This window comes from Candidatus Bathyarchaeota archaeon (assembly GCA_018396705.1).
GTDB lineage: Archaea > Thermoproteota > Bathyarchaeia > Bathyarchaeales > Bathycorpusculaceae > DRVP01.
This window is the reverse complement of the sequence record JAGTQZ010000004.1, coordinates 133,814-154,747: the sequence shown is the minus strand read 5'-3', so window position 1 is coordinate 154,747 and position 20,934 is coordinate 133,814. Positions and strand designations below refer to the sequence as shown.

Genomic DNA, 20,934 nt, shown 5'->3' with positions numbered 1-20,934 from the left:
ATTTTCTAAAAGCAAAATTAACAATAAAAGCTTTGCATTAGGCAGATATTTCGATTCCCGGAATCTTCACTCGTTCATAAACTTTGTCAGCTATTTTCGTAACAACCGTAACCCAGATAAGGTAAATGACCGCAATAACTAGAAACGTTTCAACATAACGGAAATAATGAGTTGCGATCATAAGGCCAACAGAAGTTAAGTCCGAAACTCCAATGACGAGCAATGCCGCAGTGCTCTTGGTTAAAGAGCAAAACTCGTTGCTCCACGCGGGTATAACCAACCTTAAAGCTTGAGGAAGAATGACGTAAAATATTGCTTTGACTTTTGAAAGACCCAATGATAAGGCTGCCATCATTTGATCTTCTGAAATAACAGCTATGGCTCCTTTAATATACCCTTTCTGGTAGGCTGCGCTGTTTAAAGCAAAAACAACAAGCCCAACTATAAAGGCGTCAAATGTGGTTTTAAGCAAGGAAGGTATTGTGAAATAAAAGAAAAACAACTGAACTATAATTGGGCTTCCCCTAAAAAACTCTGTGTAGACTCCGATAATTGTGGAGACAAGTCTTCCCCCATATAAGTCGCCGATAGCCAGGAAAATGCCAAGTACAAGACCAGCAAACACGCCGAATAATGTAATCTCGACTGTAACAGTAAACCCTTGTAGAATATCTCCCAGATATTTTAGTAGAAACTCCATTTACTCCCTTCTCGTACGCTTAATAAGTCGCATCATAAACTTTTTGGCTCTTTCACTTGAAGGGTTAGTGAAGAAATGTTTCGGTGTTCCAGTTTCAACTATTGTTCCTTCATCGAAAAATATCATTTCATCAGCAACTTCCCGAGCGAAAGGCATTTCGTGGCTAACTATGAGCATTGTTGTTCCCTTTTTCGCCAAGTCCCTTAAGGTGTCTATTACCTCCCCTGTTAACTCTGGATCTAACGCTGATGTAGGCTCATCGAGCAATATGATATCCGGGTTTCTCGCTAACGCTCTTGCTATTCCAACGCGTTGTTGCTGTCCACCGGAAAGTTGCGAAGGATAATAATTTGCCCATTTCTCCATTTTAACCTCTTTAAGAGCCTCCATAGCTCTCCTGCGAGCTTCCTCCCTCGGCATCTTTAGCACATGCCTCAGCGCTAATTCAACATTCCCAAGAGCAGTTAAATGATGAAAAAGATAGATATGTTGGAAAACAAACCCTATCCTCGCTCTCGCTTTGTTTAAGTCAACACCAGGTCTCGTTAAACATTCACCTCTAAGGAAAACATCGCCCTTCGTTGGAGGTGTCAACATGGCTAAGCACCTTAGAAGAGTACTTTTTCCGGAGCCGCTTGGCCCAAAGATTAGCTTTATTTCACCTTCTCTAATTTGAAGGGAAACATCCCTCACTGCAACAACATTCTTGTAGAGCTTCCAAAGATTTTTACATTCCATTACTATTTCTGTCATTTCCGCTCCAACCCGAGTTGTCTCTTTTTCCGACTTCCCCACTTATCCAGATATGTTGCGATCGGGAATGTTAACAAAATATACAGAAATGCCGCAGTAATATAGGGGGTAACCGTATCTCCTGTTGCTTTTCTAAGCCAATCAGTGCGGGCCATTATATCAACCGCACCAATTAGATAAGCATACGCCGAATCCTTAACGAGGAGGGCGTATTCGCTTCCAAGCCCAGGTGTGGAATAGATAATTACTTGGGGCAACATCACAAAAAGTATAGATTTCACTTTTGAAAGTCCAAGAGACAAAGCGGCCACTAATTGCTCGTCTCCTATGCCTCTTATTGCTCCCCTGAAAATCTGGGACTGGTTTGCAGCGCTTCTTAACCCCAAAACAAAATTCGCGGTAAAGAAAACGTTCTTGAAAGTGAAAGGAAAATACAAGCCAACACCAAAATAGAATAAGAACATAAGCACTAACTCTGGGATTCCCCTAAAAAATTTTTCAAAGCCGTCTATCAGAAATTGAATGCCTCTCGTTCCATAAACACGTAAAAACGAAAGAGGAAGGCCGACAACAACCCCTATGAAAAAAGAGGCTATGGAAATAGTTATGGTTGAGGCTACCCCATTTAGTATGAGCATCAGTTGTTGAAGAGCATCCAACGTTTATCACATTAAACTTTAATCGCACTTCCATTTTTGTTTTAACTCGTCAACTTTTGCAGATGCAATAAGTTCAGCAAGTACACCGTTAATTTTTGCTACAAGCACATCTGCGTCCTTGTGGGCGACGAAAGCTACCGGATAGTAAGGTCTTCTATAGACAACCACTATAGGCTCCTCGCCCTTCTGTTCAGCCTCAAGTATCCAGTTGGAGGTTATCGGGGTCTCTGCGTAAACACAATCAATAACGCCCCTCTTCATTTCTTCAAGCGCTAAAAGAAAGTCTCTGTAAGTCCGCAAAGCGTTAGGAGCCACTTCTTTCAATTCTTGCTCCTGGGTTGTTCCAGACTGCGTTCCACATTTCAGGCCTAAGGTGTTCAACATTGAGAGAGAAGATAGACCAGTTATCCCCAACTCTTTGGCTCTGGTTTCCAACATTATAACTTGTCCTTCTGTAATGCTGTGAGGCATCGTGAACTGAACCTCTTCAAGCCTCTCAGGGGTTACTGAAAAACCACTAACGCCAAGATCTATATCCATAGCTTGTACAGCTGGAATTATAGCGTCAAAAGCCATGTTCACCCACTCCACTTCCAAGTTTAACTCCTTTGCAATCATTTCCATAAGCTCAATTTCAAATCCAATAATACTTCCATTTTCAGCCAAAAACTCATACGGTGGCCATCCGGGTTCTGTGCCGACCTTGATCTTGCCAGCTTTCGTAATCCTGTCCCACACCGGATCTTCCGGACCTAAAACTTGTGGGAATATATGTGGGCTCAAGTATAATCCTGCGATAAATGCTATGATCAATGCTATAGTCATTCCAATGGCGGTTACATATCTCAAATTAATTGCTCTCCCTACTCTCCCTAACCGGTTTTAGACTCGTTGTTGCTTATTTAAGCTTAATGGTTAAATCTGTACACTGTTTTGAGATTTAAACCACATAAGATATAAGGAAGCTTAACAATTACAAAACATCACATCACGAGGAGTTTAAGATGACTGAAAAAGCAGTCACAATAACGTTAGTAACATGTACAAGCTGCGGTAAGCCTATTCCACCGGGAGCTGAATCCACAAAGTTCCTTTGTCCAAATTGTGGGGAGATACTGATAAGACGCTGCAAAAAATGCAGAAAATTTGGGCGACCGTATAAATGTCCAAAATGTAGTTTTACGGGCCCATGACAAAGTGGAGGTGCAAAACATGGGAAGCGTTGTAATTACATATAAAATATTTCCGACTGATATAAATGTGAACTTTGAAGAGTTAAAGAAGAAAATTGAAGCTTCTTTACCGGAGTTTGCCGCAGTGTATGGTTACGGCGAAGAACCCATAGCGTTTGGTTTGAAAGCCCTACTCTGCGCTGTCCAAATTCCGGAGGACAAAACAGGTGTTTTGGAGGAGCTTGAAAAGAAATTTGAACAGATAACCGAAATAAGCCAAGTGCAAACGGTAATGGTTAGGAGGATAAGTAGATAAGGGTTAAACCTTTATATGAGAAGTATATGTGTTTCGAAACAGAGTACGCTTGTTTATGGATGGGTTCTAGGTGAACGAAAAAGTAAGTGAGGTTCAGCTACGCGTTGGAGATGCTAGACAAAGAGACGTAGGACGGGGCATAGCCCGTATAGATCAGAGGACAATGCAAAAATTAGGTATAAGCGCCGGTGACGTCATAGAAATAGTGGGTAAGCGAACCACTTCAGCCATAGCTTGGCCAGCCTACAGTGAAGATCAAAACCGCGACATAATACGCATAGATGGTTTCACACGAAAAAACGCAGGAGTAGCCATAAACGAGTATGTCATTGTGAGGCCGGCAAAAGTTAAAGAAGCCTTAAATGTGACGCTTGCACCCGTTGACATGCGCCTAAATGTGGACGAAGATTTCACTAATTTTGTTAAAAACCGTCTTATGGAAAGAACCCTAGTCGAGGGAGATACAACCCTTGTCATGATGCTTGGTCATGCTATACCATTTATAGTAGCGAAAACCCGTCCTCATGGTATAGTCAAGGTTACAGCGGATACAAAACTCACGATTTTAAGTGAGCCAGCACCAGAAGGAAAGGGGGTCCCAAGAACCACCTACGAAGATATTGGAGGGTTACACGAAGAAATCCAAAGAGTAAGAGAAATGGTGGAACTGCCCCTGCGACATCCAGAGCTCTTCCAGAGATTAGGCATAGAACCGCCAAAGGGAGTGCTACTGCATGGACCGCCTGGATGCGGTAAAACCTTACTAGCCCGAGCTGTAGCAAACGAGTCGGAAGCCAACTTCTTCTCAATAAACGGGCCAGAAATAATGAGTAAGTTCTACGGTGAATCAGAAGCTAGACTCAGAGAAATCTTCCAACAAGCCCAACAAAATGCGCCGAGCATAATTTTTATCGATGAGTTGGACGCTATTGCGCCAAAAAGAGAGGAGGTAACAGGTGAAGTCGAAAGACGTGTCGTTGCACAACTCCTCGCCTTGATGGATGGTTTGTCCGGAAGAGGAAACGTTATAGTTATTGGGGCGACAAATAGGCCTGGTGCATTGGATCCTGCGCTTCGAAGACCTGGACGGTTTGACAGAGAAATTGAAATTGGTGTGCCGGACAAGCAGGGAAGATATGAAATTCTCCAGATTCACACGAGAGGAATGCCACTTGCTGAGGATGTAGACCTTAAAAAGCTTGCTGAAATGACACATGGATACACTGGTGCTGACTTAGCGGCACTCTGCAGAGAAACAGCTATGAAAGCGTTGAGGCGATATCTCCCGCAGATAAACCTTGAAGAAGAACGTATACCGCCAGAAGTTCTAGAAAAAATGGAGGTTAAAATGGAGGACTTTTTGAACGCTTACAAAGAAGTAACGCCTACTGCAATGCGTGAAGTGTACATTGAAGTGCCAACAGTTCACTGGGATGACATAGGAGGGCTAGAGGAAGTAAAACAAGAGCTTAAGGAGGCTGTTGAATGGCCATTGAAGAATCCGGAAATTTTCAAAAGAATGGGGGTAAAGCCGCCTAAAGGTATATTGTTGTATGGTCCTCCAGGTTGTGGTAAGACTCTTTTAGCTAGGGCAGTTGCAACGGAAAGCGAAGCCAACTTCATAACGGTTAAAGGCCCAGAAGTTTTCTCAAAGTGGGTGGGAGAATCTGAGAAAGCAATTAGAGAAGTTTTCAGGAAGGCGAGAATGGCAGCTCCAGCCGTGATATTCTTTGATGAAATAGACTCTTTAGTACCGCGTAGGGGTTTGGGATTTGCTGATAGTGGTGTGACGGAACGGGTGATAAGCCAACTGCTCACAGAAATGGACGGCATAGTGACATTAGAAGATGTTGTTGTCATAGCGGCAACGAACAGGCCAGACATGGTTGACCCGGCAGTGCTTCGTCCGGGAAGATTTGACAGACTTATATATGTGCCGGAGCCGGACGAAAGAGGTCGTCTTCAAATATTCAAAATCTACACAAAAAATATGCCGCTGGCTAAGGACGTGAATCTAGAAGCCTTAGCAGCTATCACAAAGTATTATTCAGGTGCAGATATAGAGGCTGTCTGCAGAGAAGCTGCCATGCAAGCGTTAAGAAGAGATATAAATGCTAAGGAAGTTACAATGAGAGATTTTGAAGAAGCATTGAAGAGAATTGGCCCATCAATAACGCCGGATATGGAAAAGTGGTACAAGAGTTTTATGCAGCAAGTTAGACAAGTACAGAAACCGGCTACACCAGTAGCGTAGGGAAATATTATGCCGATGAAAATATGGAAAACATATCCAACGTACTACGTGATCCTAGAGATTTTAAGAAAAAAGGGTGCTTTGACAGATGTAGAACTTTTCGAATACGTGTCAGAGGAATATAAGGACATGGGCTTCAAAGAGTTTAATGAACTTTTAATGCGCCTTGAAATCGCTGGAAAAATACGTACAACATCACTTGCCCGCGGGAAAAGAAGAGTTGAACTTATATCATAAGGGGCACTAAACAAGCTAACGTGCCAATGAAATGGAAAACTTTTCAGACATAATTGTTGTTGGGGCTGGCCCAAGCGGTTCTTTTTGCGCTTTGAACATTGCCAAGGAAGGCATTAAAGTAACGGTTTTTGAGGAACATAATGAGATCGGAACCCCATGCCACTGCGCTGGACACTTGAGCATTATAGGCCTAAAAAACCTTGGGCTTTATCCGCTACCTAAAGGAATTGTCGAGAATACTTTTCATGGAGCTAAAATTTACTCGCCTAGAGGCTCAGAATTTTCCGTTCATTTTCCTTCACCGATCACTTGCACCGTTGACCGCGCATCATTTGACAAGCATATTTCGCGATTAGCTGAGAAAGCTGGCGCCAGATATTTCTTGGGTTCAAGGGTTAACTCTTTAACGTTTAGGGAAAACTGCATAGAGACATCTGTATCGAAAATCAGTGGCGAAAGGTTCAATTTTTCTGGTAAAATAGTCGTGGATGCTGAAGGAGTAAACTATCGCATTCTAAAACAAGCTGGCTTGAACCCGCCCAAAAACGATTTTGTATACTGTGTTAATGCTGAAATTGAAAATGTTAAAAACATTGAACTTGATATGGTTGAAGTTTTTCTTGGAAACGATTACGCGCCGGGCTTTTATGCTTGGCTGATTCCTAAAGAAGAAGGCAAAGCAAAGGTTGGACTTGGCGTTAAAATCGGTAATCCAAAAAATGCCCTCCGAAAACTTATGCAAAAGCATCCAGCCGCATCCGAAAAACTTAAAAATGCAAAGATTCTGCGAGAAATTTTTCATTCAATACCCTTAAGCGGTCCAATAAAAAGAGCTTATTGTAACCGCTTCCTCGCAGTCGGTGATGCTGCATCACAAGTTAAACCTACGACCGGAGGAGGTGTTATACTAGGGTTAAACTGTGCAAAGATTGCAGCGGAAGTCGCAGTAGAAGCCGTGAACCTAAGAAACTTTTCATCAAAATTCTTGAGCAAGTATCAAAGGCGTCTTATAAAGCTTTTAGGTTTTGATATGAAGATAATGTCAACAGCAAGAAAAATGTTAAACAGAATTTCCGATGAAAAACTGAATGACCTTATAAAAACGTGCAGGAAATTTTTTGATGAAGAAGATTTTCAAGATTTTTGCGACATTGACTTTCAAGGGCGCATGTTCGTTAAAGCGCTTCGGAAACCCAAGATTGCAGTTGCAATTGCGTATTTCGCTTTGCTCAGTCTAGAAGCATTTAAGTAATTGATTAATACAACAAAATAAGCCCAAATTCAAACCATCATAAGCGTGGCTGGGAGATTGCCGGACAATTTTCATTACAAGCAAGTAATAGTGTTCCGGGCTGACTTGAAAATGAGCAAAGGCAAAATGGCAGCCCAAGCTAGCCATGCGGCGGTTTCAGCAGCAGAGGAAGCAAGAAAGCACAGCAAAGAATGGTTCAGAGCATGGATGGAAGAAGGACAATGCAAAATAGTTGTCAAAGTCAAAAGCGAAAAAGAGCTTTTAGATTTGGAAAGAAAAGCAAAAGAAATAGGACTCCCTTGTGCGTTAATAATTGACCGGGGGCTCACGGAAATCCCCCATGGAACGATAACATGTCTGGGGATAGGACCAGCCCCGACCGACCAAGTGGACAAGATAACGGGTAAACTTCCACTTTTATAGTCTGAGGATTGAGGGTTCGCCTTGCTTGTTTCAAGACTGGAGAAAAGCCTAGGAATCGAAGTCTACGCAACTCGTTCCTTAGGCATTGGGGGAGTCATTAAACGTTTTCCGGAAGACTTCTTAGTGGAAGAGATTCTGGTAGACGGTACAAGAGCTGAAATCCACCCGAAAACGATCACACAAATAGAAGAGTCGCCCATACAGCGATACCTCTTATGCGTCTTGGTTAAGCGCAGTTGGGATAATCTGCAAGCCATAAGAGTTATTGCAAGAAATTTGGGGATCAAAACGCGACAAATAAGCATCGCCGGAATAAAAGATGCAAACGCGGTTACAGCACAACATATCACAGTCGAAAGCGTTACAAAGGAGGATCTCCAGAAAATCCATGTTAAGGATCTGGAAATTCACCCAATACGCTACTTTAATGTGAAACTTTCACCACACTATCTTCGTGGCAACCATTTCAAGATTACCATTCGTGCTATAAACTATAGTGAAAAAGTCACAAGGAATCGAATTTCAAGAATTATTAAAGAAATCCAAGCGCTCGGCGGTGTACCAAATTTTTTTGGGCATCAAAGATTTGGAACGACACGTCCAATAACGCATTTAGTTGGGAAAGCTCTTGTTAAAGGGGATTTTCATAGAGCTGTGATGCTTTTTCTTGCGAAGCCAAGCCCAAACGAACATCCACAATCAAGGAAAGTGCGAGAAGAACTGTGGAAGACGCAGGATTTTAAGAGTGCTTTGAAATCATTCCCGAAAAGTCTTCATTATGAGCACTTTGTGTTAAGACACTTGGTGAAAAGGCCGAAAGACTACATCGGTGCCCTTAAACGGTTGCCAACAAAACTCCAAGTGCTTTTTCCACAGGCTTATCAGGCTTACCTTTTTAACAAAATCTTAAGCAGAAGAATGAGTCAAGGACTCCTAATTAATAAAGCTGAAATTGGAGATTACGTCATAGAAGTTGAACCTTCTGGAAACCCGAACACTCTAAAATACAAGATGGTGAGCTCGGAAAACATCTCAGAGATTAACAAGGCGATAGCGAATGGAAGAATGGCTTTAGCGGTTCCATTAGCTGGTTTTAGACAAACTTTATCCCAAGGAATCCAAGGCGAAATTGAAAGAACGGTTCTAGAAGAAGAAGGTATCTCACTACAAGATTTCAAGATAAAAAAACTACCAGAAATAAGCTTAAAAGGAGAATTACGCGCAGCTCTAGCACGTATAAAAGACTTTATGTTGCATGAAATATCAAAGGATGAAACAAGTCATCACAAAAACCGGGCGGTTATGAGTTTTATGCTTTATAGGGGATCCTATGCTACTATAGTACTCAGAGAGATTATGAAGCCCCGAAATCTGGTCAAAGCGGGCTTTTAAACCTTTGTTGTAGAATCTGCTCAGCGTTTTCCAAGAGTGCCAATTTTTTGTCTTCGGGCAGAACTACGTTCGCAGCGTATTGGTGTCCATCCGCAATTCCAAATGGTTCAGATGCTTTTTCCAGAAAATTCACAGCACCAAGCATTTTTCCATCATCTATCAGTTTCTGCATCGGTTTGGGAACTCTAACCGAAGCCTTTACAAATTTCTCTTTTAGCTGCCCCCATTTCGGAATTTCTCGCGGTACATTAATGAAACCTAATAGGTATTTGTGGGGCTTTATTAGACGCGTCTGGTATGAAAGGAACGAACAGAACTGTCCAATCACCTTTGTTCCCATACCTTTGTACATATCTTCGGCGTCGAACCATTGAATATGCTCTGTTTCTTGAAGTCCCTCACGATAAAGTCTTCCAAGAAGTTTTCGGTTAGCCTCCTTTCGTCTCTCTTCTAAAACATTTATTTTCGCTTCGACAGCTTCGCTTATCCCTTCCAGACATGCACTTACTCCTATTTCTGGACCATTTTCGTAATATCCAACCGCTCCAAGAATCTGAAGTTTCGAAAACAAAGTGTCGACTTTAACGCCTAAATGAGGTATTTCTAAACTTTTGCCCTTTTTTCGGATAATTGCCTTGTTTAAGGCTTCTTGTAGCACCGCTTCGTTTATGGATTTGAAACCTTCAGGGATTTCGCTGCTTCCAACGACAGCTAGGTAGCTCAAGTCGATGTTGTCCTCGCTAAGTTCTTTGGCAAAAAGATAGCAACAAGTGGCACCAGAAAAATGAGTTTCACCTTTAAAGCCGAAATGTTCCAAGTTTAAATCAAAAACCATAGGATCCTTCGACGGTTTAGGATCATGATGGTCAAGTATTATAGTTAGATTTCTACCACAGTTTAGCTCAGATATCAAATCTGCATGAGATGAGCCTATATCAGCATAGAAAAAGATCACACCCATTTTTGAATGTAAATCGGCTATAACTTCTGTGTAAACTTTTTCTAAACAGAAGGTTTCAACGTTTAGTCCTTCACGTTCCAACATCCTTTTAATTATCGCTGCAGAACACAAACCATCGGCGTCGTCATGATGCACTATAATCGCTCTCCTTGCAGACTCTCTTTTGAGCTGCATCATAACATGTTTTGCTTTCTGTCTAAAATCTTGTAAAGACATGGACCACACCTTAACACATTGTTTTAAGGGATTCTACAATGAATTTTTATGACTAACTATTTTAAGAGTTGTTCGGCACTGGTGGTTGCGATATAGTATTGCGAACCACTATTTCATTTACATTCAAAATGAAAGATTAATGGCATATTCATTTATTTTGTTTTCGTCTGAGAGACTTCCAAAATTTTGTTTAACCGTTGAAAAGCTTAAGCTTTTAACTTTTCCCACCCTTTTGCTATAGGTACTTGTGAAACTCGACAAGTTTTTATCTTCTTCAGCATAAAATTGTTACGATTAAAATATAACCACCAGTTACTACTGATATAATTCAGCAAAGTATATATCTAATTTCCACACACACCAAAAATTCATTTATAGCGAGGAGCTTAAATTGAGAAACATAATAGTCGAAAGGTTAAAACAAACCCCCCTTGAAAAGCAGAGACTTGAAATCGTGGAAAGAAAAGGCTTGGGCCATCCGGACTCTATCTGCGATGCAGTTATGGAGCAAATTTCCCTCCGCCTGAGCAGGGAATACTTGGAGAGGACAGGTGCAATATTACACCATAATGTAGACAAATCACTACTGGTTGCTGGGCAGTCTGAAGTTAGATTCGGCGGTGGCTTTGTCAGACAACCCATGCTTTTCGTTTTCGGTGACAGAGCAACAACAGAATTTGACAGCACAAAAATAGATGTTGAAGAAATCGCTATAGGCGTAGCGAAAGAATGGTTTAGGAAAAACATGCGTTTTGTAGATCCTGAGAAACATATAAAATATCAAGTTGAACTAAAACCAGGCTCAGCAGGCCTTGTTGACATATTTAAACGTAAAGGCAAGGTTCTAGGCGCCAACGACACCTCTGCAGCTGTGGGTTATGCACCCATGACCAGAACGGAGAAAATCGTCTTGAAAACTGAACAGTTTTTAAATTCTAAAGAGTTTAAGCAACGCTTTCCAGAATCAGGTGAAGACATAAAAGTTATGGGGTGTCGGCATAACAGCAATCTAAACTTGACCATTTCGATGGCTTTTATAGACAGATACATAAACAGCGAGGAAGATTATTTCGAGAAAAAAGCGAAAATATTAGAGGAAATCAAAAAATTTGTCCATTCCAACACGGACTTCGAAAATATAAACGTTCAGCTGAATACTCTTGATGTCCGTGGCCGCGGAATCGATGGAGTTTACTTAACAGTTTTAGGAACAAGCGCAGACAGTGGTGACTCTGGGCAAGTAGGTAGAGGAAACCGTGTGAACGGTTTAATTTCGTTGAATCGGCCGTTTTGTTCCGAGGCCGCAGCGGGTAAAAACCCAGTAAGCCATGTTGGAAAGATTTATAACGTCTTAACCTTCAGAGTTGCTCAACATGTATATGAGGAAGTCCCCGAGTTAGAGGAAGTTTATATTTGGCTTTTAAGCGAAATCGGAAGACCTATAGATCAGCCAGCAATAGCTGCAGCACAAGTGGTTATGAAAGATAACAGCTCTATAGATAAAGTTAGAAACAAAATAGCAGCAGTGCTGGACTACGAGCTAGAAAACATCGACAAATTCTGCTTAGAACTAGCCCAAGGCAAAATATCAATATGCTGATTGCACCAATTTTAACTGGTTGAAACTATATGAAAACAGACGAAAAATTACCTGTATCGGAATTCTATAAGGTGATAGATTACGTTACAATTTTTAAAAGTGAAAAGTGGTGGGAAGCGATCGTAGTGTTCGAATCTTTTGGAAGACGTTCAATAGGAATGTACCTTTGGCAAAAGAGAAATGGAAAATGGAAGAGAAAACATAAGTTTAACATTAGAAACTTTGACGAATGGAATAAACTTAAAAATGCCGTAGAAAAATTAGCACCACAACTGGCACTGAAATAAAGTTTTGTTGTGAAACTTGAATTCGTATTCTGAATAATAATCTAAAATTGAATAATTTTATTAATTCATGTGCTGAAAATCCAGAGAAGGGCGCATTAACCATGGAAAGTGAACAAGCCGCATTTGAAGAAACGCAATTAAGTGAACTAGAAGAATCGGTACAAGAAATTGAAAAACAAGTTGAGGTATGTACGGACGAAGAAAAAGTTGATGTTAGTGCTGAAAAGCAAGATGAAGAAGCGGGATCAGATCGTGAAAAGGATAGAAGCAGTTTCATACACGGGTTGTCCGTGGGATTAGGCATGGGATGCATCGCAACCTTCATTATGATGTGGATAACAGTATTCTTCGCTCCGATGTTGCCGCCGACAATGACCTATGAATCCTTGCTTTCAATTTTCATTTACCCACTACTGTACCTCTTGGCAGTGGGACTAATCGCACTGACAGCGGGCATTGTAAGAGAGTACTATGCTGGAAAATAAAGCGTGACCATCTAACTCGTATCTACATGGATAATTCTTATAATCGAAGGGTGGTCAATAATTACTAATTGTGGCGCATATGCCTCCTAACTTTAAAAAGCTTCTGGAGGAAATCGCAAAAGAAAAAGCGCCTGGCCCAGTTCCGACTTTCTCAGTTTTACATATACTAAAAACATTAGAGCTTATCGCTGAAAGGCCTATAGGACGTACAAAACTTGCTATGAAGCTTAAAATAGGTCAAGGGGCTGCACGAACAATAATAAATCGTTTGAAGGAGGCGGACCTAATTTCTACATCAAAAATGGGGTGCACTCTTACAGAAAAAGGTTGGAAGCTTTGGAACGAATATAAGGAGATCTTCCAGAAAAAAATGGAAATTGAAAGATGCAAGCTTGTTGACGCTACCTACAATTTTATGATGTTAGCAAAAAATTGCGGGCATAAAATTAAATCAGGAATGGAGCAACGTGACGCTGCGGTCAGAGCAGGTGCAAAAGGCGCCGTAACAATAGTTTTCAAAGATGGTCGCCTTACAATACCTTCAGTAAATATGGATTTTGCACGTGATTTCCCAAAGGTTGCAGATCAAATAATTAAGTCGTTACAACCAGAAGAGAATGATGTGATAGTCATAAGTGGTGCTGACGCATCGGATTTAGCCGAATATAGCGCTGCTGCAGCGGCTTGGACCCTTATCGATGACTGTTAAAGCTTAATATGTATACTTGTCTCCACCTGTGAGAACCCTTTCTAACGCCATGTTAAAGTTAACCATCCCATCATTTGTTTTCGCTGAAACGGGTATAAGTAGAAATCTCAGACCAAGCTGGTAAATTGCCCTCATCATGTTTCGGCTTAACAGGCGTTTTGTTCCTTCAAGTTTTTGTTCTATAGCTTGTTCTAATGCTTTTGGGTTTGCAGACCAATCCACGATTTTGTTAACGTCCTCTTCTGAAAGTAGATCACATTTGGAAAGTACATGTACCTGAGGCAGAAAAAAGCGGTTGTAAACTGCTGCTGAAAGGAAAAGATTTGACACATAATTTAAGGGATTAAGCGAGAAAACAGCGTCAAAAAGGTATACAATGGCTTTCGGGGCTCTTGTAAGTTCATGGGCTAAGTAGGTTCCGCTGGCTCTGAAGGCAAAAAGTTCCATTTGGCCTGAGGTGTCAACTAAAACTACGTCAGATTTTAAATCCTCAATTTCTTTTGAAAGATTTTCAACTTCTTCTGCCAACAAATCCGCAGCCATTATCAGTGCTCCATTCGGTCCTAAACCATATTCTTCCATGAGATTTACTACATCGACATAGTCACGGGCATCAATATCAGGTGTATACGGCAAGGTTAAAGCACCGGGGTCCAAATTCACAATGGCAACATCCTGTTTTGACATTCTCAACCATTCGCTAAATGCTGCCGTAAGCATGGACTTCCCGGACCCTGCGGTTCCAATGATAAACACTAAAAACATTTCACCACCTTAAGAGGACAAGGATTGATGTTATAACTGCAAACAAACTGGACGGTAAAAAGCTTTTCTTTGCTATGGAATTCTTGGTAGTTCAAGTTCTTGAGTCCCGCGATGTTTTTGAGTTGACTTGAGAAAGATAATGACACCTAAGCAAATTAGGATGACTATCCCCAAAAAGAGAATCAGGAAGAACGTTGATATGATAATTATATTTATTGTCTGGCTGTCTGCCCCCGCATAGTTGTCATCTCCGGACCAGCTTGCCCGAAACTGATACACACCGGCTTCTTCTGCAACCCATGTCAAAGAAAATCTTCCTTCAGAATCTGTCTCCGTAACGGCCATAACATTCCATGTGGAGTCGCCGACTTTGAAATAAATTGTTATTGATTTGCCTGAGAGTTTAGGAGAAATTTGCCCGCGAAGTATTACGGTGCTTCCTTGTATACCAAAATACGACGAAGGGAATAGCGATATGGCTGAGAATTGCAGAGTTTTATAGCTCGCAGACACTTGTCCCGGAGCCCACTCTTCGCAGTTTTCAAGTGAGATTACTTGACATTCTGCACGCCATAGCTCCTCTGGACATTCGCCAACTCTCCATCCCATCGCCCAATTGCCGCCAGTGCATTCAGCTATGTAATAGCGGACATCATTGTAAGTTACATAACGGACTGGGAATCTTGCATGTTGAGGAGCACTAGGAAGGTGAACACCAACGTTCATGTGAGCCTCACTCGGGTAGTATAAAAGCACGACATTCAAACCTCCAGCTTTCATTATGGAAGCCGCAACATAACTGAATAAGTCGCAGTCTCCAACATTTTCCACAATAGTTTCAACGGGATATTTGGCTGGCACTGTAAGTTCGTATCTCATTTGATGCACTATCATTAAAACACCATTTGCAAAGTCTTCAAGGTCACCGTATATTTCCCAAAGTTTGTCAGCGATAGGTTTCAAGGGGTGAGGGGTGACAAATTTAGCGAAGTCTGTAACAGAAACTTGCTTATGATCCCTTCCACGATAGTATTCGTAGAGTGATTGTGAAACAGCAACGTTCAATTTATACTGTTCTGAACTAGTGAAACTTTTCAAAAGATTGTATGACACGGTGTAAAAGTCAGAAGAGTAACATGAAGGTATATGAAAAAACGCAATTAAAACAATTATCACTAGAAAGGTTGTGAAACTTTTCCCCATCATTTTTCTCAAGATATTTTTAGACATCACAAATTTATGGTTCTTGTGAACGTATAATCATTAGTTGAGACAAGTTTTGGCTGGTTGCTTCGGGTACCCGGATTTTCAATCATCAAGACTTCAGAGTCTAGCCTGCCCCCTCATTGCAACCAAGAATAAAGTCTGCGTTAGAACCTTTAAAAGTTTTAACTTTTCCGCCTTTCTTTTTGATAAGTTCAGAGAGTTGTATTATGGCTTTTCCTAAACGGTCTTTCGCAGTTTTAGAATCCTTAGCTGTCGTTGAAAAGTGAATTTCAATGTGAGGTTTCTTTTCTTCGCCCTTTGGATGAGATTTAATGTAAACATAAGGATTGTCATGCATGGTTAAGTCTATTAAAGGAGCCAGCGTTGACTCCATAATTTTGTCGGCATATATGCTAGCTTCAAAAAACATTAAGCCTTCAGCTTCTTTTTTAAACATAGTAACAAGACAACTCTCAAAGATTGCCTCCATCTCGGCTGGAACGCCAGGCAACGCGATTATATCTGTTCCGTTGACAGTTAGCCGTACACCCGGCGCTGTGCCTACGGGGTTAGGTAAAGGCTCCGCGCCTTCTGGAAGTTTTGTCATCTTAATTCGATGCGGAGTCAACTCTGCAGAGTCCAGTTTACCAGCTTTTGCATATGCCTCATACTTCTCTTTAACCATTTGCAAAGCTTTATTGTTAATCTCTAAACGACGATTTAGAGCCTTTGCTATACCTTCCAACGTTTTGTCATCAAAAGTTGGCCCCAATCCGCCAGTGGTCACTATGAAGCGAGGTTTCCGCTCCAGAGCTTCACGTATTGCCTTAGCAATTTCATCAACATCATCTCCTACAACTGTTATTCTGTGGACAGTTAGTCCAAGCGATGTAGCTCGCCTAGCGAGCCATTGAGCATTTGTGTTTAAGGTTTTTCCAATCAAAAGTTCATTGCCGATGCAAACTATTTCAATTTGTGTACTCATCTACACCGCCTTTAATGCAAACACAACGAGCAAAGCTAAACTTTTATGCTTTATGCCAAGCTGATGCCTCGAAACTCTTTCCAGCAGTTTACTTTTTCTTACTACTTAGCCACCATTTTAAGTACTCTTTTCTTCGTTTCTCTCTTTCTTCTTCATCGCCTTCAGTCGGAGTCCTCAGCTTTTCTCTTAACTCGATAAGCTCTTGTTGAGTGACAGACAGGCCGCAGCTTTGACAGACGTAATGTTTGGTGGCTGCGATGTAGCGCATTTCTCCACCACATTCTGGACAATATGGCATTTCAGACACTGTCCGCCTTTAGAATGGAAACGGCATAAGAAATAGCTTTCGATTGAACTTGAGTCCTAAGTTATGAAGTTGGTTAACCCCGCTTCTTTTGCCAGCTCAATTGCCTTATCCATTTCGCCCTTTGTCAACCTTCTCCTAAGCTCTGGAACCTCATAGGCTCGCCATTCTGGCCTATACTGAAACATTACGTTTACCCGAGTTTCTCTGCCAAGGTTTTCAGCTATCCAAGCAAGTATAGGTTTTGTGCAACATTCAAGGTGCCCCGGTAGAACTAGGACTCGTATTATAAGTTCGCCATATTTGTTGGCTGTTAAATGGTTCTGAGTGCAGACTGTCCAATAGTTGGGAGCTTCTGAAATTTTCTCAGCACATTCTCCCGGCCCATATTTGAAGTCTAAAAGATATACATCGACAAAACCAGCGAGGAGTTCGGCTGTTTCCGCACTGTAATACGTGTTAGAATTCCAAATCACTGGTATGTTCACTTTTACGTGTTTGAATGTTTTAAGCCACTGTTCAAGCCATGGAGTTGGTTCTCCGCCCACAAGATTTGCATTTCGACAACCACTCCTACGCAAAGCCTCAACCTCACACGCAAGTCTCTCCGGCTCATAGACTTCCCCCTTTTCTATCCACTGAGATATTGTCCAATTTTGACAGTGCTTACACTTCATTGTACAACCCATCGTGAAAATTGTACCTGAGGGAACGAGCTCCGGCTCCTCACCAATGTGTTCGAAGATGCTTGAAACGGTGATGGCTAGCCCGCATTTACAGAAGCCCAACTTGCCCTTAAGCCTGTTAACTCCGCATTTTCTAGCGCAAAAGCGGCATTTCTCGAGCATGCGCCTCGCAATTTCAATCTTAAGGTCCAGATAAGAGCTCTCTGGGATGGGTAAACTTTCAAAGTTTTCCAGTTTCGCATTTACATCTTTTTCAAGTTGATAAAATTCCCGTGTAAGTGCCTCATGTTTTTGCCATAATTCCTCCATAGAGTCCTCTTTCTTGAAATCCGCTGGAAGTTTCTTGGCTATTTGAAATTTGGCTGGTTTTTCATCTTGCATCACAGCAAAATACCTAGCTAAACTCCTTCTCGCAGCTTTATTATTTAACACAGCCACGGCATCTGGACGCAAAAACTTCCACATAAAGACTCAACCACAATTTTTTAATAATCTTTTAAAATAATGCGTATGGATAGGCGTAGCCGCTTGGGTGAAGTTTTCCCTTTATTGGGATCTCACGCCCGCAAACGGGACAGCGCATGTCCTTTGTAAGGTTCCATTTGGTAATCTCGAAACTGAAACGTTTAATCAAAAGCTCGTTACAGTTTGGACAATAGGTGTTTTCAGCCGGGTGTCCAGGTACATTTCCAATGTAAACGAAGTTTAACCCGGCACTTTTGGCGGCTGCATAAGCTTTCTCTAACGTTTGAATTGGTGTCGAGGGAATATCAGTAAGTTTATAGTCAGGATGGAAACGGAGTAGGTGAAAAGGAGTGTCCGCACCCAAAGCTTCTTTAACCCATACCGCAAGTTTCATAATCTGATCTATTGAGTCACCTATTTTCGGTATCACTAGGTTTGTGATCTCTATGTGAATGCCCTGGCGCTTCATTTCCTTTAAGCATTCAAAAATGGGCTCAACCGATGGAACAGATGAAAAAGTTTTGTAGAAATCCGGGTCTCCGCCGCCTTTAAAGTCCACAGTGGCCGCGTCGAGGTAAGGTGCAATAGTTTTAATAGCTTCAGGCGTCATGTATCCGTTTGTTACAAAAGTGTTGAAGAAGCCAAGATGATGTGCAAGCTTCGCCGTTTCGTACGCATATTCAAAAAATATTGTGGGTTCTGTGTATGTGTAGCTTATCCCTTGGCAATCGTTATCTCTTGTTGCTTTTACAACTTCTTCTGGAGGAAAATCTCTACCAGCAATTTGCTTTTCTTGGCTGATCATCCAGTTGTCACAGAATTGACAGCGAAAATTGCATCCAACAGTGGCGATGGACATAACAGAGGCGCCGGGATTAAAGTGTAGAAGGGGTTTTTTACCTATTGGATCTACACAGGCAGATATGGCTTTCCCATAAACAAGTGTATAGAGAATGCCTTCCTCATTCTTTCTAACAAGACAGAAGCCTATTCCACCATTCTTTATCGTGCATCTCCTACCGCACAAAATACACTTAACCTTTTTTCCTTCTAAACGTTCATAGAGCATAGCCTCTCGCATATCATTTCACCGCCTTACAATAGATTATTAAGAGTCCTTCTGCGCCTGCCGATTGTTTCCGCAGCATTTGTCCATCAAATTCATAAACGGAATACTAACTAATTTAACTGTTCCTATTAAGCTTAAAGCGTGGCTTATTCTTCTACCCATGCGATTTAACTTCCAAAACGAAGGGAGCTGTGAATGTTTTAATGTCCAATTCCACGCCAAGCAAACCTTCCAAGAAACCAGCCCATATTTCGGGTTCACTTATAAATGGAGTCTTGATCAGTATATATTTATCTTTAACATAGAAATCTCCGAAACCTTGAATTCTCAAGCGTTTGAAAACATCTTGCCACTTCTCCCGATCTGCTGTTTGAATACCTAAAGTTGCCTCCATAGAGACTCTTGCTGCGTCACCCATCCTTCGACCAACTTCCCGCCACTTTTCCTTGGGAATGTTCTGAATTAAAATGTTTAAGAGTTCTACGTTAACAAAGGCTATGCGGCTTATTCCACAATAATACTCGCCTGGAAATCGCCAATCATAAATCATCATACTGCGGTAAACATCCAACATTTTAGAAATTAACGGCTTTATACCAGGTTCTTTCCCCTCTCGGATCAGTTTGTCTATAAACTCCCGTTCCTCTTCTTCCAGAATTATTGTCGTCCTTTTCGCTGAACCCTTTCCTTCGCTGAGGACTTTTTTAGCTTCTTTATTTTTTTCCTGCATACCTAGTACATCTTTCAGCATACTTTATATGTTTTGTTTCGAAAACCAAAAGCATAACTGAACATTTTTAAATCTCAACACAAATGTAATATTGCCGATGAAGAACCTAACTGCTGAAAATAATGATGCGCCCTGGGGTATCTGAGGCGCACAGCAATTCAGGAAACAATTTTCTTTTTAATCAGAAAAATGAGTAGACTAAACCCTATTAGGAATAAAATGAAGCCAGAAGCCATTGACAATGCATAATCTATGTCTAATCCTCTCCACAAGACTAGAACAGCGTAAGTGGGTCCTATGAAAATTAGTGCTGTTGAAAACAAGGTGAGAATGGTTCTCCAAAACTTTGAACTTAGGCGAGAAGTTTGTTTTTCCTTCTCGTTCAAGTCTGCATCCCTTCAATTGTCAATAATTCAAACAAGTTGACGTTTCCATTTATAACCCTTCCTTCACTTCGTTTCCCAACGCTTTCATTAAAAATTTGAAAACCGAAAAACCAGCTCCACGATCCGCTCTAAAACCAGTAGTAGCCCCTAGGAGACATATTCCGTCTAAACCGTGTTCCTTTGCTAGTCCGAGCATTAATCCAGTGGCACCCACTATCCTGCCCTTTGCATATAGGACTGCACCCTTTTCCATAAACTCTATGGCCAGTCTTGGCGAAGTGGCGGCAACATACACTTGCCCGGTGGTTTCTGTAGACGGAACACCACCCATGGTTATTATGAGGCTGCACCCGTATTTTTTGATGAAATCTAATACTTCGCTGCAAAGTATGTAATGGGCCAAAACATCTTCAAAAGAAGGTTGTGTGTCACCAGTCATTATTATAAAGTCGTTTTTCTCCATTGGAGCGGCATAAAACTCATATCTAGGTAAGCGACAAATCCCATCAGAATCAACAGAGACATAGTCTGGGAAAAAAGGTGCATACATTTCAGCAAACGGTTTAGCTCCACAAAATTTTATCAAGAGATGAGCTGCAATCTTACCAACGTTACCGAAACCAGGAAGCCCTTGAACAAAAATTGGGCTTTCAAGGGTTGGAGCGAAAATCTTGCGGAAATAGGGCCTGTCCATAGACTTACTTCCAACATCCAAAAAAGTAGACTGTGATAATAAAGGTTTCCAGTCCTCCTCCTAAAAGAATTTAAGAAAGTTTGCTTCAGCATACATGTAGCGGGGTGGGGTAGCCAGGATTAACCCGCTGGGCTCATAACCCAGAGATCGGTCGTTCAAATCGACCCCCCGCTACCATCCTTAAAATCAATAACTATGGCTTCTATCATATTTATACCAAAGAATAAA

The 20,934-nt window shown here is 41.4% G+C and carries 24 protein-coding genes and 1 tRNA gene; 12 read left to right on the top strand and 13 right to left on the bottom strand.

Annotated features, from left to right (window positions below):
* Window positions 1–37 precede the first annotated feature (37 nt).
* The 4 genes from KEJ24_04600 to KEJ24_04585 are packed head-to-tail and all read right to left on the bottom strand — an operon-like array spanning window position 38 to window position 2,961.
* Window positions 38–700 carry an amino acid ABC transporter permease gene (locus tag KEJ24_04600; GenBank protein MBS7647094.1) on the bottom strand — a complete coding sequence of 221 codons (663 nt, stop codon included), beginning with the start codon at window positions 698–700 and terminating at the stop codon, window positions 38–40.
* Window positions 701–1,438, bottom strand: coding sequence for an amino acid ABC transporter ATP-binding protein (locus KEJ24_04595; protein ID MBS7647093.1), 738 nt, complete (start codon window positions 1,436–1,438; stop codon window positions 701–703).
* 11 nt (window positions 1,439–1,449) lie between these two features.
* Entirely contained in the window at window positions 1,450–2,112 is a 663-nt protein-coding gene (locus KEJ24_04590; protein MBS7647092.1) for an ABC transporter permease subunit, read from the bottom strand.
* A gap of 18 nt (window positions 2,113–2,130) precedes the next feature.
* The gene (locus KEJ24_04585; protein ID MBS7647091.1) at window positions 2,131–2,961 is read right to left on the bottom strand and encodes a transporter substrate-binding domain-containing protein; all 831 of its coding nucleotides are present in this window, start codon (window positions 2,959–2,961) and stop codon (window positions 2,131–2,133) included.
* 155 nt (window positions 2,962–3,116) lie between these two features.
* Between KEJ24_04585 and KEJ24_04580 the strand changes: the two genes are divergently transcribed.
* The 7 genes from KEJ24_04580 to truD all read left to right on the top strand — a co-directional run bounded on the left by KEJ24_04580 (window position 3,117) and on the right by truD (window position 9,158).
* Window positions 3,117–3,305, top strand: a complete 189-nt coding sequence (locus KEJ24_04580; GenBank protein ID MBS7647090.1) for a DUF1610 domain-containing protein — start codon at window positions 3,117–3,119, stop codon at window positions 3,303–3,305.
* 19 nt (window positions 3,306–3,324) lie between these two features.
* The gene (locus tag KEJ24_04575) at window positions 3,325–3,600 is read left to right on the top strand and encodes an elongation factor 1-beta (protein ID MBS7647089.1); all 276 of its coding nucleotides are present in this window, start codon (window positions 3,325–3,327) and stop codon (window positions 3,598–3,600) included.
* 70 nt (window positions 3,601–3,670) lie between these two features.
* The gene (locus KEJ24_04570) at window positions 3,671–5,854 is read left to right on the top strand and encodes a CDC48 family AAA ATPase (GenBank protein MBS7647088.1); all 2,184 of its coding nucleotides are present in this window, start codon (window positions 3,671–3,673) and stop codon (window positions 5,852–5,854) included.
* 9 nt (window positions 5,855–5,863) lie between these two features.
* Window positions 5,864–6,091, top strand: a complete 228-nt coding sequence (locus KEJ24_04565; protein MBS7647087.1) for a hypothetical protein — start codon at window positions 5,864–5,866, stop codon at window positions 6,089–6,091.
* 31 nt (window positions 6,092–6,122) lie between these two features.
* Window positions 6,123–7,343, top strand: a complete 1,221-nt coding sequence (locus KEJ24_04560; GenBank protein MBS7647086.1) for an NAD(P)/FAD-dependent oxidoreductase — start codon at window positions 6,123–6,125, stop codon at window positions 7,341–7,343.
* Between the two features lie 57 nt (window positions 7,344–7,400).
* Window positions 7,401–7,766 carry a peptidyl-tRNA hydrolase Pth2 gene (gene pth2 / locus KEJ24_04555; GenBank protein MBS7647085.1) on the top strand — a complete coding sequence of 122 codons (366 nt, stop codon included), beginning with the start codon at window positions 7,401–7,403 and terminating at the stop codon, window positions 7,764–7,766.
* A 21-nt stretch (window positions 7,767–7,787) separates the two neighbouring features.
* The gene (gene truD / locus KEJ24_04550; protein MBS7647084.1) at window positions 7,788–9,158 is read left to right on the top strand and encodes a tRNA pseudouridine(13) synthase TruD; all 1,371 of its coding nucleotides are present in this window, start codon (window positions 7,788–7,790) and stop codon (window positions 9,156–9,158) included.
* Here truD and KEJ24_04545 read toward each other — a convergent pair.
* The gene (locus tag KEJ24_04545; GenBank protein MBS7647083.1) at window positions 9,142–10,335 is read right to left on the bottom strand and encodes a DHH family phosphoesterase; all 1,194 of its coding nucleotides are present in this window, start codon (window positions 10,333–10,335) and stop codon (window positions 9,142–9,144) included. The two genes, truD and KEJ24_04545, sit on opposite strands and share 17 nt — an antisense overlap.
* A 391-nt stretch (window positions 10,336–10,726) precedes the next feature.
* Between KEJ24_04545 and KEJ24_04540 the strand changes: the two genes are divergently transcribed.
* The 4 genes from KEJ24_04540 to KEJ24_04525 all read left to right on the top strand — a co-directional run bounded on the left by KEJ24_04540 (window position 10,727) and on the right by KEJ24_04525 (window position 13,416).
* The gene (locus tag KEJ24_04540) at window positions 10,727–11,935 is read left to right on the top strand and encodes a methionine adenosyltransferase (GenBank protein MBS7647082.1); all 1,209 of its coding nucleotides are present in this window, start codon (window positions 10,727–10,729) and stop codon (window positions 11,933–11,935) included.
* A gap of 29 nt (window positions 11,936–11,964) precedes the next feature.
* On the top strand, window positions 11,965–12,222 hold the full coding sequence (locus tag KEJ24_04535) for a hypothetical protein (protein ID MBS7647081.1): 258 nt from the start codon (window positions 11,965–11,967) through the stop codon (window positions 12,220–12,222).
* Between the two features lie 101 nt (window positions 12,223–12,323).
* Complete coding sequence (locus KEJ24_04530; GenBank protein MBS7647080.1) at window positions 12,324–12,707, top strand: hypothetical protein; 384 nt, start codon at window positions 12,324–12,326, stop codon at window positions 12,705–12,707.
* 79 nt (window positions 12,708–12,786) lie between these two features.
* On the top strand, window positions 12,787–13,416 hold the full coding sequence (locus tag KEJ24_04525) for a DUF4443 domain-containing protein (protein MBS7647079.1): 630 nt from the start codon (window positions 12,787–12,789) through the stop codon (window positions 13,414–13,416).
* Window positions 13,417–13,419: 3 nt separating this feature from the next.
* Here KEJ24_04525 and KEJ24_04520 read toward each other — a convergent pair whose 3' ends face one another.
* The 8 genes from KEJ24_04520 to KEJ24_04485 all read right to left on the bottom strand — a co-directional run bounded on the left by KEJ24_04520 (window position 13,420) and on the right by KEJ24_04485 (window position 20,706).
* Entirely contained in the window at window positions 13,420–14,181 is a 762-nt protein-coding gene (locus KEJ24_04520) for an ATP/GTP-binding protein (GenBank protein ID MBS7647078.1), read from the bottom strand.
* A gap of 72 nt (window positions 14,182–14,253) precedes the next feature.
* Window positions 14,254–15,246, bottom strand: a complete 993-nt coding sequence (locus KEJ24_04515; GenBank protein ID MBS7647077.1) for an Ig-like domain repeat protein — start codon at window positions 15,244–15,246, stop codon at window positions 14,254–14,256.
* A 265-nt stretch (window positions 15,247–15,511) separates the two neighbouring features.
* Window positions 15,512–16,372, bottom strand: a complete 861-nt coding sequence (locus tag KEJ24_04510; protein ID MBS7647076.1) for a nicotinamide mononucleotide deamidase-related protein — start codon at window positions 16,370–16,372, stop codon at window positions 15,512–15,514.
* A gap of 88 nt (window positions 16,373–16,460) precedes the next feature.
* The gene (locus KEJ24_04505; protein ID MBS7647075.1) at window positions 16,461–16,679 is read right to left on the bottom strand and encodes a hypothetical protein; all 219 of its coding nucleotides are present in this window, start codon (window positions 16,677–16,679) and stop codon (window positions 16,461–16,463) included.
* Window positions 16,680–16,735: 56 nt separating this feature from the next.
* Window positions 16,736–17,827, bottom strand: a complete 1,092-nt coding sequence (locus KEJ24_04500; GenBank protein MBS7647074.1) for a radical SAM protein — start codon at window positions 17,825–17,827, stop codon at window positions 16,736–16,738.
* A 31-nt stretch (window positions 17,828–17,858) separates the two neighbouring features.
* Window positions 17,859–18,908 (bottom strand): AmmeMemoRadiSam system radical SAM enzyme, encoded by a 1,050-nt coding sequence (amrS, locus tag KEJ24_04495; protein ID MBS7647073.1) that lies wholly within the window; start codon window positions 18,906–18,908, stop codon window positions 17,859–17,861.
* A gap of 142 nt (window positions 18,909–19,050) precedes the next feature.
* A complete protein-coding gene (locus tag KEJ24_04490) occupies window positions 19,051–19,626 on the bottom strand; it encodes a hypothetical protein (protein ID MBS7647072.1) in 576 nt (191 codons plus the stop codon).
* Window positions 19,627–20,061: 435 nt separating this feature from the next.
* Window positions 20,062–20,706: a PAC2 family protein gene (locus KEJ24_04485; protein ID MBS7647071.1), complete on the bottom strand. Its 645-nt coding sequence runs from the start codon at window positions 20,704–20,706 to the stop codon at window positions 20,062–20,064.
* Window positions 20,707–20,804: 98 nt separating this feature from the next.
* Here KEJ24_04485 and KEJ24_04480 point away from each other — a divergent pair.
* Window positions 20,805–20,883 (top strand) — tRNA-Met (locus KEJ24_04480).
* The last annotated feature ends 51 nt before the right edge of the window (window positions 20,884–20,934 follow it).